Origin of the sequence: Microcoleus vaginatus HSN003, assembly GCF_022701255.1 — a bacterium.
GTDB lineage: Bacteria > Cyanobacteriota > Cyanobacteriia > Cyanobacteriales > Microcoleaceae > Microcoleus > Microcoleus vaginatus_B.
The window spans coordinates 2,674,353-2,693,059 of record NZ_CP031705.1; the positions used below are offsets into that span (position 1 = coordinate 2,674,353).

At 47.9% G+C, this 18,707-nt stretch carries 17 protein-coding genes and 1 pseudogene; 10 read left to right on the forward strand and 8 right to left on the reverse strand.

From position 1 onward, the window contains the following. Nucleotides 1–174 precede the first annotated feature (174 nt). Nucleotides 175–5,520, forward strand: a complete 5,346-nt coding sequence (locus D0A37_RS28990; protein WP_278187190.1) for a DUF4347 domain-containing protein — start codon at nucleotides 175–177, stop codon at nucleotides 5,518–5,520. Nucleotides 5,521–5,665: 145 nt separating this feature from the next. On the opposite strand, the gene D0A37_RS11570 is transcribed toward D0A37_RS28990, so the two are convergent. Continuing rightward, nucleotides 5,666–6,046, reverse strand: a complete 381-nt coding sequence (locus tag D0A37_RS11570) for a c-type cytochrome (RefSeq protein WP_242724361.1) — start codon at nucleotides 6,044–6,046, stop codon at nucleotides 5,666–5,668. A 180-nt stretch (nucleotides 6,047–6,226) separates the two neighbouring features. Here D0A37_RS11570 and petG point away from each other — a divergent pair, with 180 nt between their 5' ends. After that, entirely contained in the window at nucleotides 6,227–6,346 is a 120-nt protein-coding gene (gene petG, locus D0A37_RS11575; protein WP_006632329.1) for a cytochrome b6-f complex subunit V, read from the forward strand. Nucleotides 6,347–6,551: 205 nt separating this feature from the next. On the opposite strand, the gene D0A37_RS11580 is transcribed toward petG, so the two are convergent. Continuing rightward, nucleotides 6,552–7,634: a glycosyltransferase family 4 protein gene (locus D0A37_RS11580; RefSeq protein ID WP_242724363.1), complete on the reverse strand. Its 1,083-nt coding sequence runs from the start codon at nucleotides 7,632–7,634 to the stop codon at nucleotides 6,552–6,554. Nucleotides 7,635–7,737: 103 nt separating this feature from the next. Between D0A37_RS11580 and D0A37_RS28995 the strand changes: the two genes are divergently transcribed. After that, a complete protein-coding gene (locus D0A37_RS28995) occupies nucleotides 7,738–7,860 on the forward strand; it encodes a hypothetical protein (protein WP_278187191.1) in 123 nt (40 codons plus the stop codon). On the opposite strand, the gene D0A37_RS11585 is transcribed toward D0A37_RS28995, so the two are convergent. The 5 genes from D0A37_RS11585 to D0A37_RS11605 all read right to left on the reverse strand — a co-directional run bounded on the left by D0A37_RS11585 (nucleotide 7,843) and on the right by D0A37_RS11605 (nucleotide 14,049). Then, a complete protein-coding gene (locus D0A37_RS11585) occupies nucleotides 7,843–8,913 on the reverse strand; it encodes a glycosyltransferase family 4 protein (protein WP_242724365.1) in 1,071 nt (356 codons plus the stop codon). The genes D0A37_RS28995 and D0A37_RS11585 overlap by 18 nt on opposite strands. Before the next feature lie 164 nt (nucleotides 8,914–9,077). Beyond that, nucleotides 9,078–11,207, reverse strand: coding sequence for a glycosyltransferase (locus tag D0A37_RS11590; RefSeq protein WP_242724366.1), 2,130 nt, complete (start codon nucleotides 11,205–11,207; stop codon nucleotides 9,078–9,080). Nucleotides 11,208–11,217: 10 nt separating this feature from the next. Beyond that, on the reverse strand, nucleotides 11,218–11,751 hold the full coding sequence (locus tag D0A37_RS11595; protein ID WP_242724367.1) for a hypothetical protein: 534 nt from the start codon (nucleotides 11,749–11,751) through the stop codon (nucleotides 11,218–11,220). 230 nt (nucleotides 11,752–11,981) lie between these two features. Beyond that, nucleotides 11,982–13,055, reverse strand: coding sequence for a glucose-1-phosphate thymidylyltransferase (locus D0A37_RS11600; protein ID WP_242724368.1), 1,074 nt, complete (start codon nucleotides 13,053–13,055; stop codon nucleotides 11,982–11,984). Nucleotides 13,056–13,338: 283 nt separating this feature from the next. Then, nucleotides 13,339–14,049, reverse strand: coding sequence for a M15 family metallopeptidase (locus D0A37_RS11605; RefSeq protein ID WP_242724375.1), 711 nt, complete (start codon nucleotides 14,047–14,049; stop codon nucleotides 13,339–13,341). 286 nt (nucleotides 14,050–14,335) lie between these two features. On the opposite strand from D0A37_RS11605, the pseudogene D0A37_RS11610 reads away from it, so the two are divergent. Continuing rightward, nucleotides 14,336–15,391, forward strand: a pseudogene (locus D0A37_RS11610) (IS630 family transposase). 228 nt (nucleotides 15,392–15,619) lie between these two features. Here the strand turns inward: D0A37_RS11610 and D0A37_RS11615 are convergent. Beyond that, a complete protein-coding gene (locus D0A37_RS11615) occupies nucleotides 15,620–16,282 on the reverse strand; it encodes a class I SAM-dependent methyltransferase (RefSeq protein WP_242724377.1) in 663 nt (220 codons plus the stop codon). Between the two features lie 162 nt (nucleotides 16,283–16,444). Here D0A37_RS11615 and D0A37_RS11620 point away from each other — a divergent pair, with 162 nt between their 5' ends. From D0A37_RS11620 to D0A37_RS11645, 6 genes are all read left to right on the forward strand, one after another. Further along, a complete protein-coding gene (locus D0A37_RS11620; protein ID WP_242724379.1) occupies nucleotides 16,445–16,636 on the forward strand; it encodes a hypothetical protein in 192 nt (63 codons plus the stop codon). Nucleotides 16,637–16,821: 185 nt separating this feature from the next. Continuing rightward, nucleotides 16,822–17,046 carry an HlyD family efflux transporter periplasmic adaptor subunit gene (locus tag D0A37_RS11625; RefSeq protein WP_242724380.1) on the forward strand — a complete coding sequence of 75 codons (225 nt, stop codon included), beginning with the start codon at nucleotides 16,822–16,824 and terminating at the stop codon, nucleotides 17,044–17,046. A 45-nt stretch (nucleotides 17,047–17,091) separates the two neighbouring features. Continuing rightward, nucleotides 17,092–17,238 carry a hypothetical protein gene (locus D0A37_RS11630; RefSeq protein ID WP_242724381.1) on the forward strand — a complete coding sequence of 49 codons (147 nt, stop codon included), beginning with the start codon at nucleotides 17,092–17,094 and terminating at the stop codon, nucleotides 17,236–17,238. Nucleotides 17,239–17,619: 381 nt separating this feature from the next. Then, complete coding sequence (gene rpmH, locus D0A37_RS11635) at nucleotides 17,620–17,757, forward strand: 50S ribosomal protein L34 (RefSeq protein WP_006632320.1); 138 nt, start codon at nucleotides 17,620–17,622, stop codon at nucleotides 17,755–17,757. Between the two features lie 42 nt (nucleotides 17,758–17,799). After that, complete coding sequence (gene rnpA / locus D0A37_RS11640) at nucleotides 17,800–18,204, forward strand: ribonuclease P protein component (RefSeq protein ID WP_006632319.1); 405 nt, start codon at nucleotides 17,800–17,802, stop codon at nucleotides 18,202–18,204. Further along, a complete protein-coding gene (locus D0A37_RS11645) occupies nucleotides 18,176–18,568 on the forward strand; it encodes a PH domain-containing protein (protein WP_242724382.1) in 393 nt (130 codons plus the stop codon). Before rnpA ends, D0A37_RS11645 begins: the two co-directional genes overlap by 29 nt. The last annotated feature ends 139 nt before the right edge of the window (nucleotides 18,569–18,707 follow it).

An 18,707-nucleotide genomic window follows, 5' to 3' on the forward strand; every position in this document is an offset into this window, starting at 1 on the left:
GCAGGGGAGCATAAAAAAAGGTTTTTGTCAATATTCAATTTAGGTGAAAGTTAGGGGCGATCCTCTTCGAGGGCTTCGCCAACGACTCTCATCCGCAGCGGAAAAAGATCGATCGCTGCTGCGGTTGCTTTGTGATATGAATTTGATGTGTGCGTGAACCAGGAGAATTTAAACGTGGAACTCTATAAAGAACGGAAACACCAGATAGTTTTTGCAGATTCACAAGTTAAAGATTGCGAAAGTTTAACAGAAACGGTCACTCCCGATACAGAAATTGTTATTCTGAAAGCCGATCGCGACGGCATCGAGCAAATCGCCGAAACACTTAAACAGCGGCAAAACATTGCAGCCGTCCACATTTTGTCTCACGGCGCAGCAGCCAGCTTGCAAATCGGCGCCACAGAACTTAATCTCAGCAACATTGAAAGCTACCGCAATTATTTAGAAACATGGTTTGCTTTGCCAACAACCGAGGCAAACTCGAACTCTCCAATTACAGCTAAACCCGAAATTCTGCTTTACGGTTGCAACGTCGCCGCCACAGAAGCAGGTGTCGCCTTCGTGGAAAGGCTGAGCCAGCTCACGGGAGCAAATATTGCCGCTTCCGACAACTTGACCGGCAGTGCGGCACTGGGTGGAGACTGGGAACTCGAAGTAACTACGGGCAACATAGAAACACCTTTGGCATTTTCGGCAGAGGCGAGAGAAGCTTACAGTGCAGTTTTAGTCGCCACATTTGGCGAACTGCGCGATAAGATTCTGGTGGCAAATGTTTTGACCGACACCGACACGATTGCCATCACTGGCGACATCACCTTAGCCGCCGGAGATGTTCTGCCCAGAATCACTAACCCCATCACCTTGACCGGTGGCGGTTTCACCCTAAATCTCAACACTAACCGGGGCTTCTCTGTAGACAACAATGCAGCAGTCAGCATTTCTAACCTGACAATTGCCAACGGTAGCGCAGTTGGTGGTGTCGGTACAGCCGGCGGTGGCGGTGGGGCCGGCATGGGAGGCGCACTATTTATCAACAACGGCGCTGTCACAGTTAACAGCGTGACCTTTACTGCCAACACCGCTACAGGAGGCGCCGGGGCAGCAGCGGTAGCCCCAGCCGGTGCTGGTGGCAGCGCTGATTTCGGCACCCTGTTCGGTGGCACTGCTGGCTTCAACTTCACAACTGCGGGCGGTCCTGGTGCTGCTGGTACTGCTACTGCACCCAACGCTGGTAGTGGTGGCCCTGGTGTTAACAATACTTTTGGAGCGGGCGTTCCCGGCGGCCAAGGCGGTCCGGGCGGTATCGGTGGCAGCACTACCTTCGCAGGCGGTACTGGCGGCGCAGGCGGCGCAGGCGGTAGCGGTGCGGGAGGCGTCCTCGGCGGTGGGGGCGGTGCTGGCGGTGCTGGCGGTGCTGGCGGTACTGGAGTTGTTGGCAACGGCGCTGGCGGGGCTGGGGGTGCAGGCGGTGCTGGTGGCTTTGGTGGCGGTGGCGGCGCTGGCGGTTTTGGAGGTACGGCTACTGCCCCTGCTGCGGTCGGTGCGATCGGCAATGGCGGCGCTGGGGGCTTCGGAGGAGGCGGCGGCAGCGGTACAGTAGGCGGAGCCAGCACGACCATCGGAGCTTTTACCCCGGGCGGCGCCGGCAGCCCAACCGGTGGCGGCGGCGGTGCTGGTTTGGGAGGCGCAATTTTTGTTAATGCTGGCAGTTTGACCCTGAACAACAGCACTTTGTTCAGCAACACAGCAACCGGAGGCGCGGGCGCTACACCCGGTGCTGGGGCGGGGGCCGCGATTTTTGTCAACAGCGGCGCTACTGCAACTCTGACTAACAACACCATCACTGCTAACACTGCGACTGCAACTGCCCCTGCTCTTGCTGTGGGCGGGGGTATTGCTACTAACGGCGGTATTGTGGATCTGAGAAATTCGATCGTCGCAGGTAATGTTGGCGGCGAAAGTCCTGACGTGTTTGGGACATTCGCCGCCACCAGTATCAACAATTTGATCGGGAATGTTGCTGGTAGCACTTTACCTGTCGCCCAGCAACTGACCGTTCCTCTAGCAAGTGTCATCGCCCCTACCGCAGGATTGAACCAGGCTACAGGCGTTCCCCTGACTTATGCTTTGGCTGACAGCACTGCGACTCCTAATCCGGCGATCGATGCTGGGGATGCCACGGCTGCGGCTGCTGCGGGCGCGACTGACCAGCGGGGAGCTGGCTTTCCCCGGACGATCGGCACTGCTGTTGATATCGGTGCTTATGAATACGGCCCGATCGTCACAGGGGTTAAATTCAACGACCTTAACGGGGATAGCCTGCAAGGTGCCGCGGCGACTGAACCAGGTCTTCCGGGCTGGGTAATTTCTGTAGGCACGAAGAGCACTACTACCGCGGCCGACGGGACTTACATCCTCCGCGACGTAAAAACAGATACTCCGATTACAGAAGCGCCACCCGCTGGAACGCCTGAGAATGCTTGGGTGCAGACTCTCGGCCCGACTCCGGCCAATACGGGTATTGTTAATGTCACGGGTGCCAACTTCGGTAATTTCCAGAAAACATCGATCGCGGGCAAAACCTACACCGATCTCGCGGGCAACGGCTTCACGCCCGATGACACGGTATTAAACGGCATCACCGTTAACTTATACCAAGACACCAACGCCAACGGCACGCTGGAAGTCGCCACAGATACTATTGTCGGCACTGCACAAACCACTGCAGGAGCAGGAGATTACACATTCGCGGATATCGGCCCCGGCAATTACCTGATACAAGCCACTGCCCCAGCCAACTCCAGCATCTCTTTCCCCGCTGCCGCAATTCTCGTTAGTGCCCAAAGCGGTACTCCCGTCACCGGTCAAAACTTCGGCGTTTTCCAAAACATCACCGTTAGCGGCACCAAATTCACCGACCTCACAGGCAACGGCTTCTCTGCTGACGATACGCCCCTCAACGGCACCACCGTTCGCTTGTTCAAGGATACTAACGATAACAGCACTTTAGATACTGGCGACGCGGAAATCGCCTCTCAACTTACCGGAACAGCGCCAGCGGCTGCTGGCACTTATACCTTTGCCAACGTCGGCAGCGGTCGGCACTTTGTGAGAGAAGACGTGCCAACGGGTTTCTCACAAACCGCCGGCCCGGTTTTTTATACAATTAACCCGGTCAGCGGCACAAACATTACGGCTCAAGACTTCGGCAACTTCCAACTAGGCAAAATCAGCGGGAGCAAATTTAATGACCTCAACAACAATGGCACCCAAGATTCGCCAGAAGAACCACCGCTAGGAGGCTGGACAATTTATTTGGATGCTAACAACAACGGCGTCCAAGACCAAGTAGCAGCCGAAACAGGCACCAACGCCGCCGTCACCGATGTCGCCGGTAACTACCAGTTCACCAACCTGCCAGCCGGCACTTATACAGTGCGGGAAGTCCCACAAACAGGCTGGACGCAAACTCTGCCGCCTGCCAATGCAGCTACGCCTACTCTTTCCGGCGCGTTTACGATCGCCGTCACCAGTGGCACAGACTCCCAAAACAACAACTTTGGCAACTTCAGGCCCAATAGCATCAGCGGTCTGAAGTTCAATGACCTCAACAACAATGCCATCCAAGATGCGCCAGCAGAAACAGGACTACCCAATTGGCAATTCTTCCTCGATACCAACGATAACGGCACTCTCGACACCGGGGAACCGAACACCCTCACCGATGCCGCCGGTAACTACCAATTCCTCGATTTGTCAGCAGGAACCTACAAGGTGCGGGAAGTCTTGCAGCCTACTTGGACGCAAACTACCCCCGACCCGGATGACATCACTGTCACCAGCGGTCAAGACATCGCTAATATCAACTTCGGCAACTTCCAGTCGAGCACTATCAGCGGTCAAAAATTCAATGACCTCAACAGCAACGGCGTTAAGGATGCCGGAGAATTGGGCCTAGGTAACTGGCAAATATTCCTCGACAGTATCAATCCGGATGGATTGTTTCAGCAGGGCGAACCGACTACCATCACCGATGCAGCGGGCAACTACACTCTCCGAGATATACCCGCAGGTACTTACCAGGTAAGGGAAGTCCAGCAAAACGGCTGGACGCAGACGACCCCCAACCCCGCCCCCGTTACGGTTAATCCCTCCGATAACATCACGGGCATTGACTTCGGCAACTTCCTGCCCCAACCCGGGGCGATCCGAGGTCTGAAGTTCCAAGACACCAACAACAATGGCACTCAGGATGCTGGAGAACCGGGTTTACCCAATTTCCAAATTCAGTTAACCAATGTCGTAGCTGGAACTGCTCCTGCTCCTGTTACTACTACCACAGACGACAGCGGCAACTACCTGTTCGCGAACCTAACGCCGGGAACCTACCGTATCCGGGAAGTCAACCAAACTGGGTTTACCCAAAGCACACCCGAACCCGCGGACATCCCCCTAACTTCAGGTGCTATTGTCAGCGGCATCAACTTCGGGAACTTCCCGACGCCGACGCCGACTCCGACACCTGAACCGACACCGACACCTGCACCGACACCGCCGACATCGCCTGCACCGACGCCTGCACCTGCACCTGCACCGACGCCTGCACCTGCACCGACGCCGACGCCTGCACCTGTACCGACGCCGACCCCTGCACCTGTACCGACGCCGACCCCTGCACCTGTACCGACGCCGACCCCTGCACCTGTACCGACGCCGACGCCTGCACCTGTACCGACAGATTTGGTTTGCCCTGAGAACTTCCCCAGGATCGCTACTCCCAATGAGCCCGGCACTTCTTCAGCGGGTAATGTGATCAACGGCCCTAACGGCGACGATACGATCGTGGGTAGTGTCGGCAATGACTCTATCTTCGGGTTGAGCGGCAACGATTTGATCTTTGGCCGAGGGGGCAGCGACTACATCAATGGCAATATGGCCAACGATACTGTCTACGGAGGCATCGATAACGATACTCTCTTCGGCGGCAAAGGCTTTGACCTGGTTTTTGGCGATCGCGGTAACGATACGATTTATGGCAATCGTGGCAATGACTCTCTTTCGGGCGACGAAGGCAATGACTTATTGTACGGGGGCAAAGCCGATGACGTAATTTTGGGAGGCGCTGGCGACGACGTGCTATTTGGCGATCAAGGCAATGACACTCTCTGCGGCGATGACGGTAACAATACCTTAATTGGTGGCAGCGGTGATGATTTGCTCTTTGGTGGCACCAGCGATAACTTGCTCTTTGGTGGCATTGGCAGCGATACCCTCGTCGGTGGCATTGGCAGCAATGGCTTTGTCTTGTCAGCGAGCGGAGGAATTGACACCATTATCAACTTCACCGCCGGAGTTGATTCGATCAGGTTGCTGGGAGGCTTGGACTTCAATCAACTGTCATTGACCGAAACTAATGGCTCAACGGCGATCGGGCTTGCTAACAGCGACCAGATTTTGGCTATAGTGACGGGCCTGCAGCCGAGCCAGTTATCAGCTCAGAGTTTTAGCTTGTTGGTTTAGTCCGCAGCTCAAACTCGTCAGTTGCAACCGATCCTACACTTGCCTCTCGTCCCAGCAGAGAGGGACTACCCGAAAGCAGAGCCTCGAAACCCATGCTTCGAGGCTCTGCTAAAGAAGGGGAACGAATTCCGTTCCCCTTCTTTGGTCAAATTTGTTCGAGATACTTCAGCAAGTCGGCCATTTCTTGCGGACTCGGTTGAAACTGCGGCATTGGTGGGGTTTGCCCGCTGGTAACTTGCCGGATCAGATCGAATTCGGATTTGCGCTCGGACACTCCGTGCAAGTTGGGCCCGACTTGACTGTCTGAAACCAATGTGTGACACCCGGCACAGTTCATTTGAAAGATGGCGGAACCCTGAAACGGGTTGCCCGTCAGGGATAGTACGCTTTTGACGTAAGGATCGGCGACTTGAAACTGACGAATTGTCATACTCGCCAACATGATGGCAACCAACACCGCTAGCGCAAATATGGCAAGTCGCTCGATCGGGTTTTTAATTTCATTCCTGGCAAGTTGGTTATTCAAAGGAGTTCAATTAAAAATAGTATCTACAAGAAAATTTATTTCTCATAACATAGCTTAATCGTTCGCAGCGGGGAGAGCAAGCTCTGAGACCCACGGAAGGCTGCTTTTGGGAAAATTCATCTGTATAAGTGCTGGTAATATTAAAAATAGGTTGTTAAATCTTAACGTTAAGGAGCTCTCATGGTAGAACCGCTACTTTCAGGTATTGTTCTGGGTCTAATCTTTGTTACTCTGGCGGGGCTGTTTTTTGCTGCATATCAGCAGTACAAGCGCGGCGATCAGTTGGGTATCAATAAGTAAAAGGGGCTACAGTCCCTCACTCAGGCTGTCAGGGGGAGGGGGAATTGGGAATTGGGCATGGGGCATGGGGCATTAATCTACCTACTGACTTCTTCCCTCTTCCTTCTTCCCTCTTCCCTCTTCCCTCTTCCCTCTTCCTTCTTCCCTCTTCACTCTTCCCTCTTCCTTCTTCCCTCTTCCCTCTTCCCTCTTCCTTCTTCCTTCGTTAAAGATATCGATCGAGAATAGCAGCAGTTTCCAGGCCGGTTTTTTCCCAGCTAAATTGTTTTGCTCTTGCCAAACCGAGTTCGCGCAAGTGCGATCGAACTTTGGAATCTACTGCAAGCTCTTGCATAGCAGAGGCAATTTCCTCGACGCTGTAGGGATTGACTAATAATGCTGCACCCCCCGCCACTTCCGGCATTGAAGACAGGTTAGAGGTGATGACAGGAGTGCCACAAGCCATTGCTTCGAGCACGGGGAGTCCGAATCCTTCCCAAAGACTGGGGAAAACCAGGGCGATCGCTTGGTTGATGACTTTGGGCAAGTCGGCTGCGGGGAGGTAATCTAAGAATTTTACTCGATCGACCAATCCCAATTCTTGAACCTGCGCCTTCAGCAGTGGCGTATAGCGTTTGTCTTCCGAACCTGCTATCCACAATTCGTACTCGGAATTATGATGCAAAGCAGCAAATGCTGCTACAACTCGCTGCACGTTTTTATAAGGATTGTGGCGGCCGATATAAAGAAAATAATTGCTGGTTGGTAAGTCTAAAAAACGGAAAAAACTGGTATCGTACCCTGGGAAAATTGGCGTAATTAAATTAGTAGGAATTTGGCAAAAATTAGCGATATCTTTGGCAGTTGATTCAGAGTCGCAAATGACGTGTTGAGCCTGTCGCAGCACTTGGGGAATGTAATAGCGGTGGTAAGGTGTCAGAGGATCGAAGCGACGGGGAAATCGCAGGGCTATCAAGTCATGTACTGTAATTATATAGCGGCAACCTGCAAATAGAGGAGCTTCAGGAATGGGGGAAAATAACAGGTTAGATTTTAGCTGTTTGTAAATTTTTGGAAGTTGGGTTTGTGTCCACAGCAATCGGTTGATGTGTCCTTTGGTTCCTTGTTCGGGTGTTAGGTTTGCGGGGATTTGGTAGCAGTTGCTATTGGGAAATTTTTCTGCTGTTAGTAATGTTGGATTGAGGGATTTTAGATGGGGAAATAGGTTTTTGGCGTAGATGGCTAAGCCGGTTGGTTTGGAAATTAGGAAAGAGAGGTTGATTAGTAAGTTAGATTGGGGATTGGGCATGGGATAATATGTAGATTGCGGTTTTTGCGTGGGATTTTTTTTTATTTACCCTGGGATATTGCACCATTCTCAATTAGCCTTTTAGGAACAGGCTTTCCGGCCTGTGCCACAAGAAAATTTATCTTTTGTGGAACAGGCATCTTGCCTGTTGCTGACAATGATGGATGTGAGTTTAACCGGAGAGAGGAGAGAGGAAGAGAGGGAAGATTTAAAGATATTGCTGTAAGATGTTGGCGGTTGCTTTTCCGGTTTTGTTCCAACTAAATTGAGATGATCTGGCTAAACTAGCAGTTTTTAAGTTCGATCGCAATTTTGAATCTGTGGCTACTGTTTGCATGGCTTCGGCTATTTCTCCGACGCTGTAAGGATTGACTAATAAGGCGGCATCTCCGGCTACTTCTGGCATTGATGAGAGGTTGGATGTGATGACGGGTGTGCCGCAAGCCATTGCTTCTAAAATTGGTAAGCCGAATCCTTCCCAAAGTGTAGGGAAAACTAGGGCGATCGCCTGATTCATCAGTATGGGCAATTGAGAATAGGGAACGTAACCGAGAAACTTTACCAAAGATTGTAAACCTAATTCTTCAACTTGTGCTGTCAACTGCGGTGTGTAGGCATTGGGAGGCCCTGCTAGCCACAATTCGTAATTTGCGCGATCGGGCAAACTCGCAAATGCAGCAATTAATCTTTCTAAGTTTTTGTAAGGATCGTGTCTACCTGTATAAAGAAAATAATTTTTGGCGGGCAAGTCGAGATATCTAAAATTAATATTATCGCAAGCTAGGGGAATAGCGGTCATTTTTTGAGGCGGAATTTGGAAAAAGTTAGCAACATCGATCGCCGTTGCTTGAGAATCACAAATAATGTGTTCTGCTTGCCGCAAAACCTGCGGTATGTAGTAGCGGAAATAAGCTGTTAATCGAGAAAACCGTCGGGGAAATCGCAAAGGAATTAAATCGTGAACTGTGACGATGTAGCGGCAACCGGAATACAAAGGTGCTTCGGGAATTGGGGAAAATATCAGAGTAGACTGCATTTTTTTGTAAATTTTGGGTAACTCAAACTGAGTCCACAGCAGCCTGTTAATTTGTCCTTTCGGGCCGCGATTCGGTGTCAGAGTTTCCGGGATGTGATAGCAAGTATAATTGTCAATTTGCTGGGAAGCGAGTAATGTTGGTTCTAGCTGTTGCAGTTGCGGGAAAAGATTAGCGGCGTAAGTCCCGATTCCCGTTGGTTCGGGTGTTAAGAAGGACAAATTGATTAACAGTGAATTAGACATGATTTTAGATATCCGGCGACTGGAAGTCGCAACTACACATACAAAGTCCGCCTGGGCGGACTGAAGAAAACGGTAATAAAATCGACTTTGATATTAGTCCTATGCAAGAGGAGTTTAGCTTTTGCCTAGGGGTTTTAAGCCCTGGTGGACTATTTAATTAGCCTTTAAGTTCGATCGAGCATTTGAGCTATATCGGCAGGATTTGGCAGCCGAATTGTAGCATACTCTTGGTGAAGAATCTCAAAAAAACTATTGACTTTTTTGTCGAAGCGTGCAAGTCTAAAGTTCTGACTGCGTTGCTGTGCACCAGCTTGAAGTTCTGCTAGCAAATCGGGATTAACAATTAGTTGATGTGAATGCTGGCACAGTTCCTCAACGGTATTGAACAAAAAGCCCGATCGCCCATGTTCGACAATTTCCGGTTGGCCACCGCCGTTGAAAACAATCGGAGCACAACAGTTTTGCATTGCTTCTACAGTGGCCATCCCGAAATGCTCAAATCTTTGAGGATTGACTTCACCCAAACCGCAGCCGTGCCAAAATATGCTCGCTCTAGCATAAAGTGATTTTACCTCATAGAAGTCAGCATTGACTTTGAGTTCGATCGCCCTTGAATCTTGCTTCAATACATTCTGAACCGTCTTTAAATAAGGATTTTTCGGAATGCTACTTCCGGCTAAAATGAGCCGCCATCCTTGAAATTCTTCGGGATAATCTCCTAGCAAACTGCGGAAAGCTTTAATTAGTTCAATTTGCTTTTTTGTTCCCCCAGCTTCAAACTGTCCCACAGCCAAAATTATTTTTTCTTTCGGCACTTTAACTGTTGCCATTTCCACGGGCGGATAAAGCAGAAAAGTGGGCTGTAGGTTCCAGCGTCTCTCCAACCACTTAACAGTAAATTGACTGTTGGCAATAATAAAAGTGTAATCATCGACAGCAAAGTGACGGTTGCGGAAGGTATTGGGAAAGTGGCAGAAAAATACTGAGATCGGCGACAGTGGTTTGACTTTTTCCAGTTGGTTCGCGTTGATAAAAATATCGTAGTTTTTGCTTTCTCTGGCAATTTCATCAAAGGGATTTTCCATATCCTCCACGATGATGCTGGAATCGATGCACTGCATTCCGCGTTTCTCGTAAAACGCCAAGGGCATAATTTTAATTTTGCATCCTGAAAGGTTGAGTCCGTACCACGATTCTAAGTCGGAAACAGCAACTGGTTTGTTGGCGATAAAAGTAATGTCAAATTCATTCTGTAGCAGCGAGGCGATGGTAGCGACGTATTTTTGACCGCCACCCATGAAATGCAGTCCGTGATCGTAAATGGCGATCGACATTTTGCGATCGCCCCGAACCACCTGTAACCGAGATAAAATGCGATCGACCTTCATCCGACTGTAAATCACAGCCAACTTTTCCGACAACTGCGGGATTACAGTTTGGATAATTTCTGGTTTCTCATAATCTAGAAGTTTTTTAATCGCGACAAATAAACTCTCGAACAGCAAATCGTATTGCTTATGGGTAAAAAAATCAGAAGTATGAATTGAAGAAACTAATTGCAAAGGTTCATGTTTCGCCAAATATAAAAACCGATTTCGGTTGCAGAAATACTCGGTAAGTTTGCTGCCTTTACTCGAACCCCGATACTCGTGATGGGCGATTGCTGCGGGAGCATAAAGCATTTTCCAACCGCGTTTATGACAGCGTTTGGCAAACTCTACATCCTCAAAATACATCACAAAATCTTCATCTATCGGCCCCACATCTTCGAGACATTTCCTGCGGAAAAGCACCGCCGCCCAACAAAGCCCTTCGACTTCCTGTTCTGTATCGTACTGTCCCGAATCTTTTTCGCCAAAACCGACATCTTGCCAATAAAAATTAGGTAATTGCTTAATGCCAGCGCTGTTAATCCGCCCGTCTTTAAACAGCAATTTCCCGCTAGTCGCACCTACTTCTTTATTAGTTTCTAGCCGTTTTACAAGAATCTCTAACCAGCGACTGTCAAGGGTAGCATCGTTATTTAGAAAGCCTATATATTGCCCTTTTGCTTCGCTGATGCCAAGGTTGAGGGCTTTAGCAAAGTTGTTGGCAGTATTGACAAAAATCCGAACTTTTGGAAATAGTTCGCGCAGGGAAGTAACGGAATCGTCTTGAGAACAATTATCAATTACAATTAAATCGAGTTGCGATTCGGGATACGCAAGTTTTTGTAGAGATTTTAAGCAATCTTTCGTGTGGCGCAGACCGTTATAGTTGACTATAATTAACGAACATATGGGCAGTGTGGTCATCTTTGATGCTTTATTTTTGTCGATCGAGCAATTGAGCGGTAATCTTCTCTAAAATAGCAGTATGTTGCTGCTGCACTGCTTTAATTTGCTCTATTTCAGACTGAAAAGCTGCGATCGCTCTTTGTTGAGTCTCAAGCTGTGCTGTAACTTCGGGAGATGTGCTGCTGAAGTCGGATTGAATTTTTTTCTCTAGAGTTTGTTGATTTTCTTGCAATTTTTGCAATTGAATGCTCAGTGTTTGAACGACGCGGGTATTAGCGAAATTGTAAATAACTTGGCGTTCGAGTACGGGTCTGAGCAATTTGCGGACTATTTTCCTAACGGCGATGACTGCGGAACCAAGCCGCCTTTGGTAAGAGGTAATGGGGATGTTATAAATGTCGAAACCCGCCTTTAACAGGGCGATGTCTTCGTCATCTTCATCTCGGGCGATCGCACTATTTTCGGTTCCCAACAGCAGCGGCTCAGCGATACCAATTCGCGGCTCCAAAGTTTGTCGCAATTTATGTATTATCTGTTGAGTTGGTATTTCTTCGTACTGCAAACTTTCCTCTCCTTTAGATAACTTACTAGGACTTCTTATGGAACAGGCCTCTTTGCGGTTTCAATGATTTTAACTAATTGTGAACAGGCCTCTTTGCTGTGTGAATAATTGTAATTAATTGTGGAACAGGCAAGATGCCTGTTCAAGGGCGGGCAGGATGCCCACCCCACAAGAAAATTCATCTCTTGTTAAATCAGGATTATTGCTTCCGCTATTGGCAATATCTCAATTTAAGCTAACTCGATTTGACTGTCATCACCAATCAGAAACCGCAGGGCTTTTGGACGAGCCGGTGCATTGGTGAGTTGAGCTCGCTGACCGATCACGCTGTCAACAATTCGCTGGTGAATGCCAACTATTTTCGCCCCTTGCAATATTACGCTGTGTTCGATATCAGCATCAATCATCGTCACGCGATCGGCAATACTGCTGTAAGGCCCGATAAAGCAATTTTCAATGCGGCAATTTTCCCCAATTACCACTGGCCCGCGAACTGTAGAATTAATTACCTCCGTTCCTTCCCCTATTTGCACTCGCCCGATAATTTGACTTTTGGCGTCTACTTTTAATTCAGTTGAAGCTATGATACGGCTATCTAAAATGATTTGGTTTGCACTCAGCAAATCGTCTTTTTTCCCCGTATCCAGCCACCAACCCTCTAAATTGCAGGCTTCTACCTGTTTTTCCTGATTCATAAGCTGTTGAATAGCGTCTGTAATCTCCAGTTCGCCGCGGGCAGAGGGTTGAATTTGATCGATCGCCTCGTGAATAGTAGGAGCAAAAAAGTAAATCCCCACCAGTGCTAAATTGGATGGCGGAACTTGGGGTTTTTCTACTAACTCCAAAACTCTTCCTTTCTCATCAACTTTTGCAACCCCGAAAGCTGAGGGATTGGGAACGGGACGCAGCAAAATCAGAGCGTCTAGTTTCTGCTTGTTAAAAATCTCTAAAAACGGATCTAACTGGTTCTGAATTAAGTTATCTCCTAAATACATAATAAATGGAGAATCGCCCAAAAATGGTCTGGCAACTTTTACCGCATGAGCGAGTCCCGCCGGCTTTTCTTGCAAAATATAAGTAATTTTTGCCCCGAAGCGAGATCCATCTCCTGTTTTCGTCTTCACCTCTTCCCCGGTTTCGGGACTAATAATAATCCCAATATCCGTAATCCCAGCCGCCACAATTCCTTCAATTCCGTACCACAGTATCGGCTTATTTGCTACAGGAACCAACTGCTTAGCACCCGTATAGGTGAGGGGACGCAAGCGTGTTCCTTTGCCGCCAGAGAGGATGAGTGCTTTCATTGGGTGAACTCTGAGTTATCCTTTAGGGTTTGCGGTGCTGGCTCGATTTGCCTGCACTTGTTCGCTCTCGTTGATTTTAAACCACCGCTACCCCACTGGCAATAGTTGCCGTGTCTTCTGATACAAATTATTTATGCCGATCGAGCTTTTATAGTCCGGGACGCATAGAGTGTCAGAAATCAGGTTTATTGCCCCAGGAAGCAGTTAAAAGCTGAGTTTTTTGTCAAAATACCCCTTTTTTAAGGTTGCGAGTACACCAGTCCCGATTTAATTGCGTACCCTTTTAATAGCGGCCATATCGAGCAATCAATTGACTACCACTATTGTTTTGATTTGTCAACCAAGCCCACATCTGATCGCCCAGACAAAAATGCCACCATTCGTTAGGATGCTGCTGAAAACCCGCATTTATCATCGCATTTTTTAAGATTTGCCTGTGACGGTGATGTTGCTCTTCTTGTGGGTGATTGCTGTTAGCAAAATAATCGGGATAAGAACGTTCTGATATTTCATCAATCGGAGAACCCATATCAATTCGCCGATTATTTTGATCTACTAAAGTTATATCTAAAGCACCACCTGTACTGTGAGGAGGAGGCGTCGCGCGATCGAGGCTCGGTACTGCCCAAAATTGATATACGTGTTCTATAATTACTTGGCGTTTGTCTTCGGAAACCGGAAAATCGCAGCCTTGAGCTAAAGCAATTTGATTAAAGGTATAATCCACCATAAATTGCTGAACTTCCACCGGCCGATAAGCGTCAAATATCAGAATTTTCCACTTGGGATGATTTTGTTGTAACTGGGTTTGAGCGGCGATTAAACTATCTACAACTCCTTGCCGCAAATAGTAAGGCGAATCTGCTTTGCTGTTGTCATAGGGTGCACCCAACTTTTGATAATGGTGCGGAATTTCAAAGGCAAAATGTTCTGGTGGAATCGGGACTAAAGGTTCGCCGCATTCATCGATCGCTATTTGCTGGTATGGTTTCATATCAAGGTTTTACCCTACTTTATGATTGCTGATGAACTACAATACTCAGTATATGCTTTTTACTGGAGTCCGTCGCGCGGCAAATAGCAAAGCAGCTAGAATATTCTCATGTTATAAATCTTTTTAGTCATCTATAAATTTCTTTAGCAGTCATACCCGAACTGAGTAATTCAAGAATTAACTCTACTGATATCAACGATCGCGAATAAGTAGGTCGGCGCGGAAAAATCTAACTATGTTAAAATAAGTAAACACAGAGAATACATCTACTAAGGTAACTCAATATATGGGCGCTAGATTAAGGGTATTTCTCACTCAAAAGCAAAACAAAACCCTATTAGAACTGAGAACTGCGGATGTACCACAAAAACTAAAAGATCGAGCAGAAGTAATTAGATTAAATGCACATGGCTGGTACGTAGAAAAAATAGCGACTCATTTTAATTGGACTCCACAAACTGTGAGAGAGGTTTTACATAAATGGCTGCATCTAGGCATGGAAGGGCTTTGGGAATTACCAGGTAGAGGGGGAAAACCGAAGTGGAAAGAAGAAGACATAGAATTTTTAGCAGAATGCCTCAAAAAAGAACCACGTACATATAACAGTCTTCAACTAGCCCAGAAATTAGAAAAAGAGCGTTCTATTAAACTAAGTCCCGATCGATTAAGACGGATACTAAAAAAAAAGGGTTTATTTGGAAACGAGCGAGGAAGAGTCACAAAGGAAAACAAGAAGCCGTAGTACGAAAAATCAAGCTCTCCTGACCTAGATATGTTGGAATGGGCGGCGGCGGCGGGAGAAATCGACTTAAAATATTTAGATGAATCAGGGTTTTGTGCTTGGAGTGAACCTGGTTATACTTATTACCAACGAGGTGAGCAAAAACGGCTAGAACAAACGAAAAGGCGTGGTCGTAGATTAAGTATTGTAGGGCTTATTCAACCGGAAGTAAGCTTTGTTTACGGTTTGGTAATTGGGGGTGTCGATCGAAAAGCTTATATCAAAATGATGGAGCAAGAAGCCCAACAAGCTGCCCAGATTGGACGACCGAGAGTAATCGTACAAGACAACGGTCCCATACATCGGTGTCAGGAAGTTCAACAGTTATGGTCAAAGTGGGAAAATCAGGGTTTATATATCTTTTTATTACCCAAGTATTGTTCGGAAATGAATCCAATCGAATTAGAGTGGCAACACATTAAAAAAAATGAATTAGCAGGACAAATGTTTGAGGATGAATTAGATCTCGCCTACGCCGTAATTCAGGGAGTAGAAGTTAGAGGAGAAAGAGGAAACTACCTTACACAACGTGTTAAATTTAACTCCAATCCGGGTACTTAATGTTTCGTTACATAATGATAAATTTTCCCACCTACCTACTTACATGGTTTTCCGTGACAGATATTTGGAGCGAGTGTGATGCGCTGCAAAAGTTAGTTTGCCATATTTTAGGAGCAAATATTAAATATATCCTAACCTAAAAAACATAGCTTTTGATCGGTTTGTAGTAAGGACTTTAGTGCTTTCAATCTCCACCTAAAGTCCTAAAGTCCTTACTGCCCAAAAATCCTAACTTTGGCGGTAAGCAACTACCGCATAAAATGGATCGCCGCTTGGTATTCGCAGCATTTGCATAAAACTCGGCAAGTTAGGCTTGCGAACAATTACTTCCGGCTTGCTAAACCCGGGTATGTTCGCTCCTTTGACAGAATCAAAGTAACCCTTGACTAATTCTACCCGATCGCCCTCCGAACCTTCCCGCCAAGCCGCGATCGCCTTTTGATAAAACATCCGGTTGGAAAAGCTCATAATTGCTACGCCCCCCGGCTTCAAAATGCGGTGAATCTCGGCAAAAACCGCATCTGGCTGCTGCAAATACTGTACCGAAACGCAGTTGACAACCGCGTCAAACTCTGAATCCGGCAGCGGCAGTTTAGGATTTGCGTTCAAATTCTGCACGAAATAATGATTCAGTCTGCGATTCTTTGCCAACTCGTCTTCATTCATGCCGTGCCCTTCGACATGGGCAAATTGCATCTCGTCGGGCAAGTGAGAAACCCAACTGCTCATCATATCAAAAATCCGAGTATTCGGTTTCAGCCGTTCCCGATATAAATCGGTGAGTTGCTGAATGAATCCATCGTCTACGTGAGTCACATACCGGGGAGCGGAATAGAACAAATTGTCGTCGGTGTCGTCTAACTTGGTGCGTTGGTCGGGTGGAAGCAACATAAATTCTGATTGCAAACTAGATTTACTCTTTCTAGTTTAAGAACAATAAGAATTGTTAACATATCCGGCAGAAGGCGGATTCCCGGTTTTAGCTTAGGATTCGATCGCCAAAAAACCTGCTGGCATCCTTTGGGCTAAGCGCTTTTCCCTGGCTGGTGCTGCTTGTGGCAACAAGACGGTTTGCCGACTTCCAGCATTGGCGACAAACTGCAACAGGTAGGCGGGACGCTGACAGGCGCGAGCGATCGCATGGAAGCAAGAGGCCTAGTGCGGGAGAGACACTCGCGATCGTCGCATTTGGCTGACAGACTCCGGTACACAAATGCAAGACGTATTGCCCCCGCTGGTAGCTGAAATCCGATATCTAGCTGTCGAGGGGATTTCACAAGGCCGATCGAGAACTCTTTTGCCCACTGATCGATCGGGCGATGTCAATCTTTCCTAAAGCGACAAATGAATTTTTGGAGTAAAGCGCAGCAGCATCTACCTCCCCTACATTACAAATAACCGTAAAATACTACGCCTTCTTAAAAAAAGCAGTGCCACTTTACTACACAAATATCACTGCACTCGTCGCCGGACAAATCGCCCGCAAGTCCGTTGAAATCGAGCAGCGGGTGCATCCGGAAACTCCGTTAATGGCGATCGTAAGTAACTATTGCTGGCTAGTTGCCCACTTCAAACAAACACAACTGGCAAACATGAAACCTGACCAAATAGTAGAAATCAAATTAGATGTTTTAGGTAGTCGTAATTTTGAATAGAGAATTGATAGTTTATCCGCTGCTTAGGGCGGTAAATTTTCGTTATTGCCTCCCGATAATGCTAGGGGCAATTTCACCAAATTCGTGCAGCAAATTCCTGTCAAAAATTTATTTGATGTCGAAACCCTTAAAGGCTACGAATCGGGGATTGCACCGGGGATGTCTGCTACGGTCAATGTGGAACTGAAATGAGGGAACGCACGACACGGATGTTGATCCCCGTATACACGGATGAGTTTAGAAGTCGGAGATTTGATTTTTGGCGGTTAAGGGTGACTAGCAGGAGAAATCCCCAACTTCTTGGAGCAGTTTGAGAAGTTTGAGGAGTCGGGGATTGGATTTGTTTCGCTTAAGGGCGATCGCCCTTGCAATATCATCTTAAAAAGTTAGGTTTCTGGTAGTGAAAACGAAACCGAAATCTTGTTCACCAGCTCGAAAACGGGTTGTTGCTTTGTGATTAGTGGCGCTCGATTCAAATCGGAAAAATATTATTGCCAATAAAACAACTCTATGGTAAACTAGAAGATTGTGAATATTAATCAAAAGTAAAGTAACAAGCCGGGAGAAATCAAAATGACACAGCAAACCCTGCACGGAACCAGCCGTAAAAGAAAAAGAACATCCGGTTTTCGCGCCAGAATGCGTACCGCAACCGGTCGATTGGTAATCAAAGCTCGCCGCAGCAAAGGTCGCCACCGCCTCGCAGTCTAGCACTGGATCAAGGTTGAGAGGCCTCAACGATCGCCCTACGCCATGTTGCCCGAGACAAACCGACTCAAGCACCGAAAAGACTTCAGCGCCGTATACCGCAAGGGAATGCGCCGTAACTCGGCCCATTTCAGCTTAAGAGCTCTGCGTAAACCAAAAAGCGCCGAATTTGCGAAACCGACAGCCGAAAAATCCTTGCAGCCCACCCGCACAGGCATTTCCATCAGCCTGAAAGTCAGCAAACGCGCTGTAGTCCGCAACCGGATTAAGCGTCAGATTCGGGCAGCTTTGCGACAGCTATTGCCCCGATTAAGATTCGGGTGGGATTTAGTAATTGTCGTGCGTCCGATCGCACAAGAGTGCAATTATGCAGAAATTCTGCAAGAATTAGAGCAGTTGTTGGTAGAAGCCGAGGTACTAGATGGGAATTCGAGAGGAAGTATATTATGAAGGCGGCCCGGCGCCGGGAGACTTGATTATCAACTTACTCCTAGGGCTGACTGTCGTCGGAATCCCCCTCGCAGTAGGAGGAATTGTCCGGGCTCTGTGGCTGCGGTATCGGATCACGAGCCGCCGAGTGTCCGTAACTAGCGGTTGGATGGGGGGCGATCGTACAGACGTTATCTACTCAGATATAGTCAAAATCGTCACAGTACCTCGCGGTTTCGGGACTTACGGAGACATGGTGCTCACCATGAAAAATGGCAGCCGCTTGGAACTCAGGGCTATGCCGAAATTTCGAGCAATGTATGACTACATTAACGAAAAACTGCCCGCAGCCGCTCAAAAAGCAAACGCGGCCGAAGCTAAATAACCGAACCGCTTCGCCCTCAAATCAGGGTAAAGTGAGTGCGAGTATTGGCAACCTCCTTACAACAAACCCGCAGACCGGGCGGTCGATCGACAGGCAATGTCCTAAGATAGAGACAAAACCCTGAAAATTGAGGCGGCTC

Excerpts from the sequence above, each read along its gene's own strand:
- petG (WP_006632329.1), top strand. The coding sequence starts at position 6,227 with ATGGTAGAACCGCTACTTTCAGGTATTGTTCTGGGTCTAATCTTTGTT.
- D0A37_RS11580 (WP_242724363.1), bottom strand. The coding sequence starts at position 7,634 with ATGCCCAATCCCCAATCTAACTTACTAATCAACCTCTCTTTCCTAATT.
- D0A37_RS11585 (WP_242724365.1), bottom strand. The coding sequence starts at position 8,913 with ATGTCTAATTCACTGTTAATCAATTTGTCCTTCTTAACACCCGAACCA.
- D0A37_RS11590 (WP_242724366.1), bottom strand. The coding sequence starts at position 11,207 with ATGACCACACTGCCCATATGTTCGTTAATTATAGTCAACTATAACGGT.
- D0A37_RS11600 (WP_242724368.1), bottom strand. The coding sequence starts at position 13,055 with ATGAAAGCACTCATCCTCTCTGGCGGCAAAGGAACACGCTTGCGTCCC.
- D0A37_RS11605 (WP_242724375.1), bottom strand. The coding sequence starts at position 14,049 with ATGAAACCATACCAGCAAATAGCGATCGATGAATGCGGCGAACCTTTA.
- D0A37_RS11615 (WP_242724377.1), bottom strand. The coding sequence starts at position 16,282 with ATGTTGCTTCCACCCGACCAACGCACCAAGTTAGACGACACCGACGAC.
- rpmH (WP_006632320.1), top strand. The coding sequence starts at position 17,620 with ATGACACAGCAAACCCTGCACGGAACCAGCCGTAAAAGAAAAAGAACA.
- rnpA (WP_006632319.1), top strand. The coding sequence starts at position 17,800 with ATGTTGCCCGAGACAAACCGACTCAAGCACCGAAAAGACTTCAGCGCC.
- D0A37_RS11645 (WP_242724382.1), top strand. The coding sequence starts at position 18,176 with ATGGGAATTCGAGAGGAAGTATATTATGAAGGCGGCCCGGCGCCGGGA.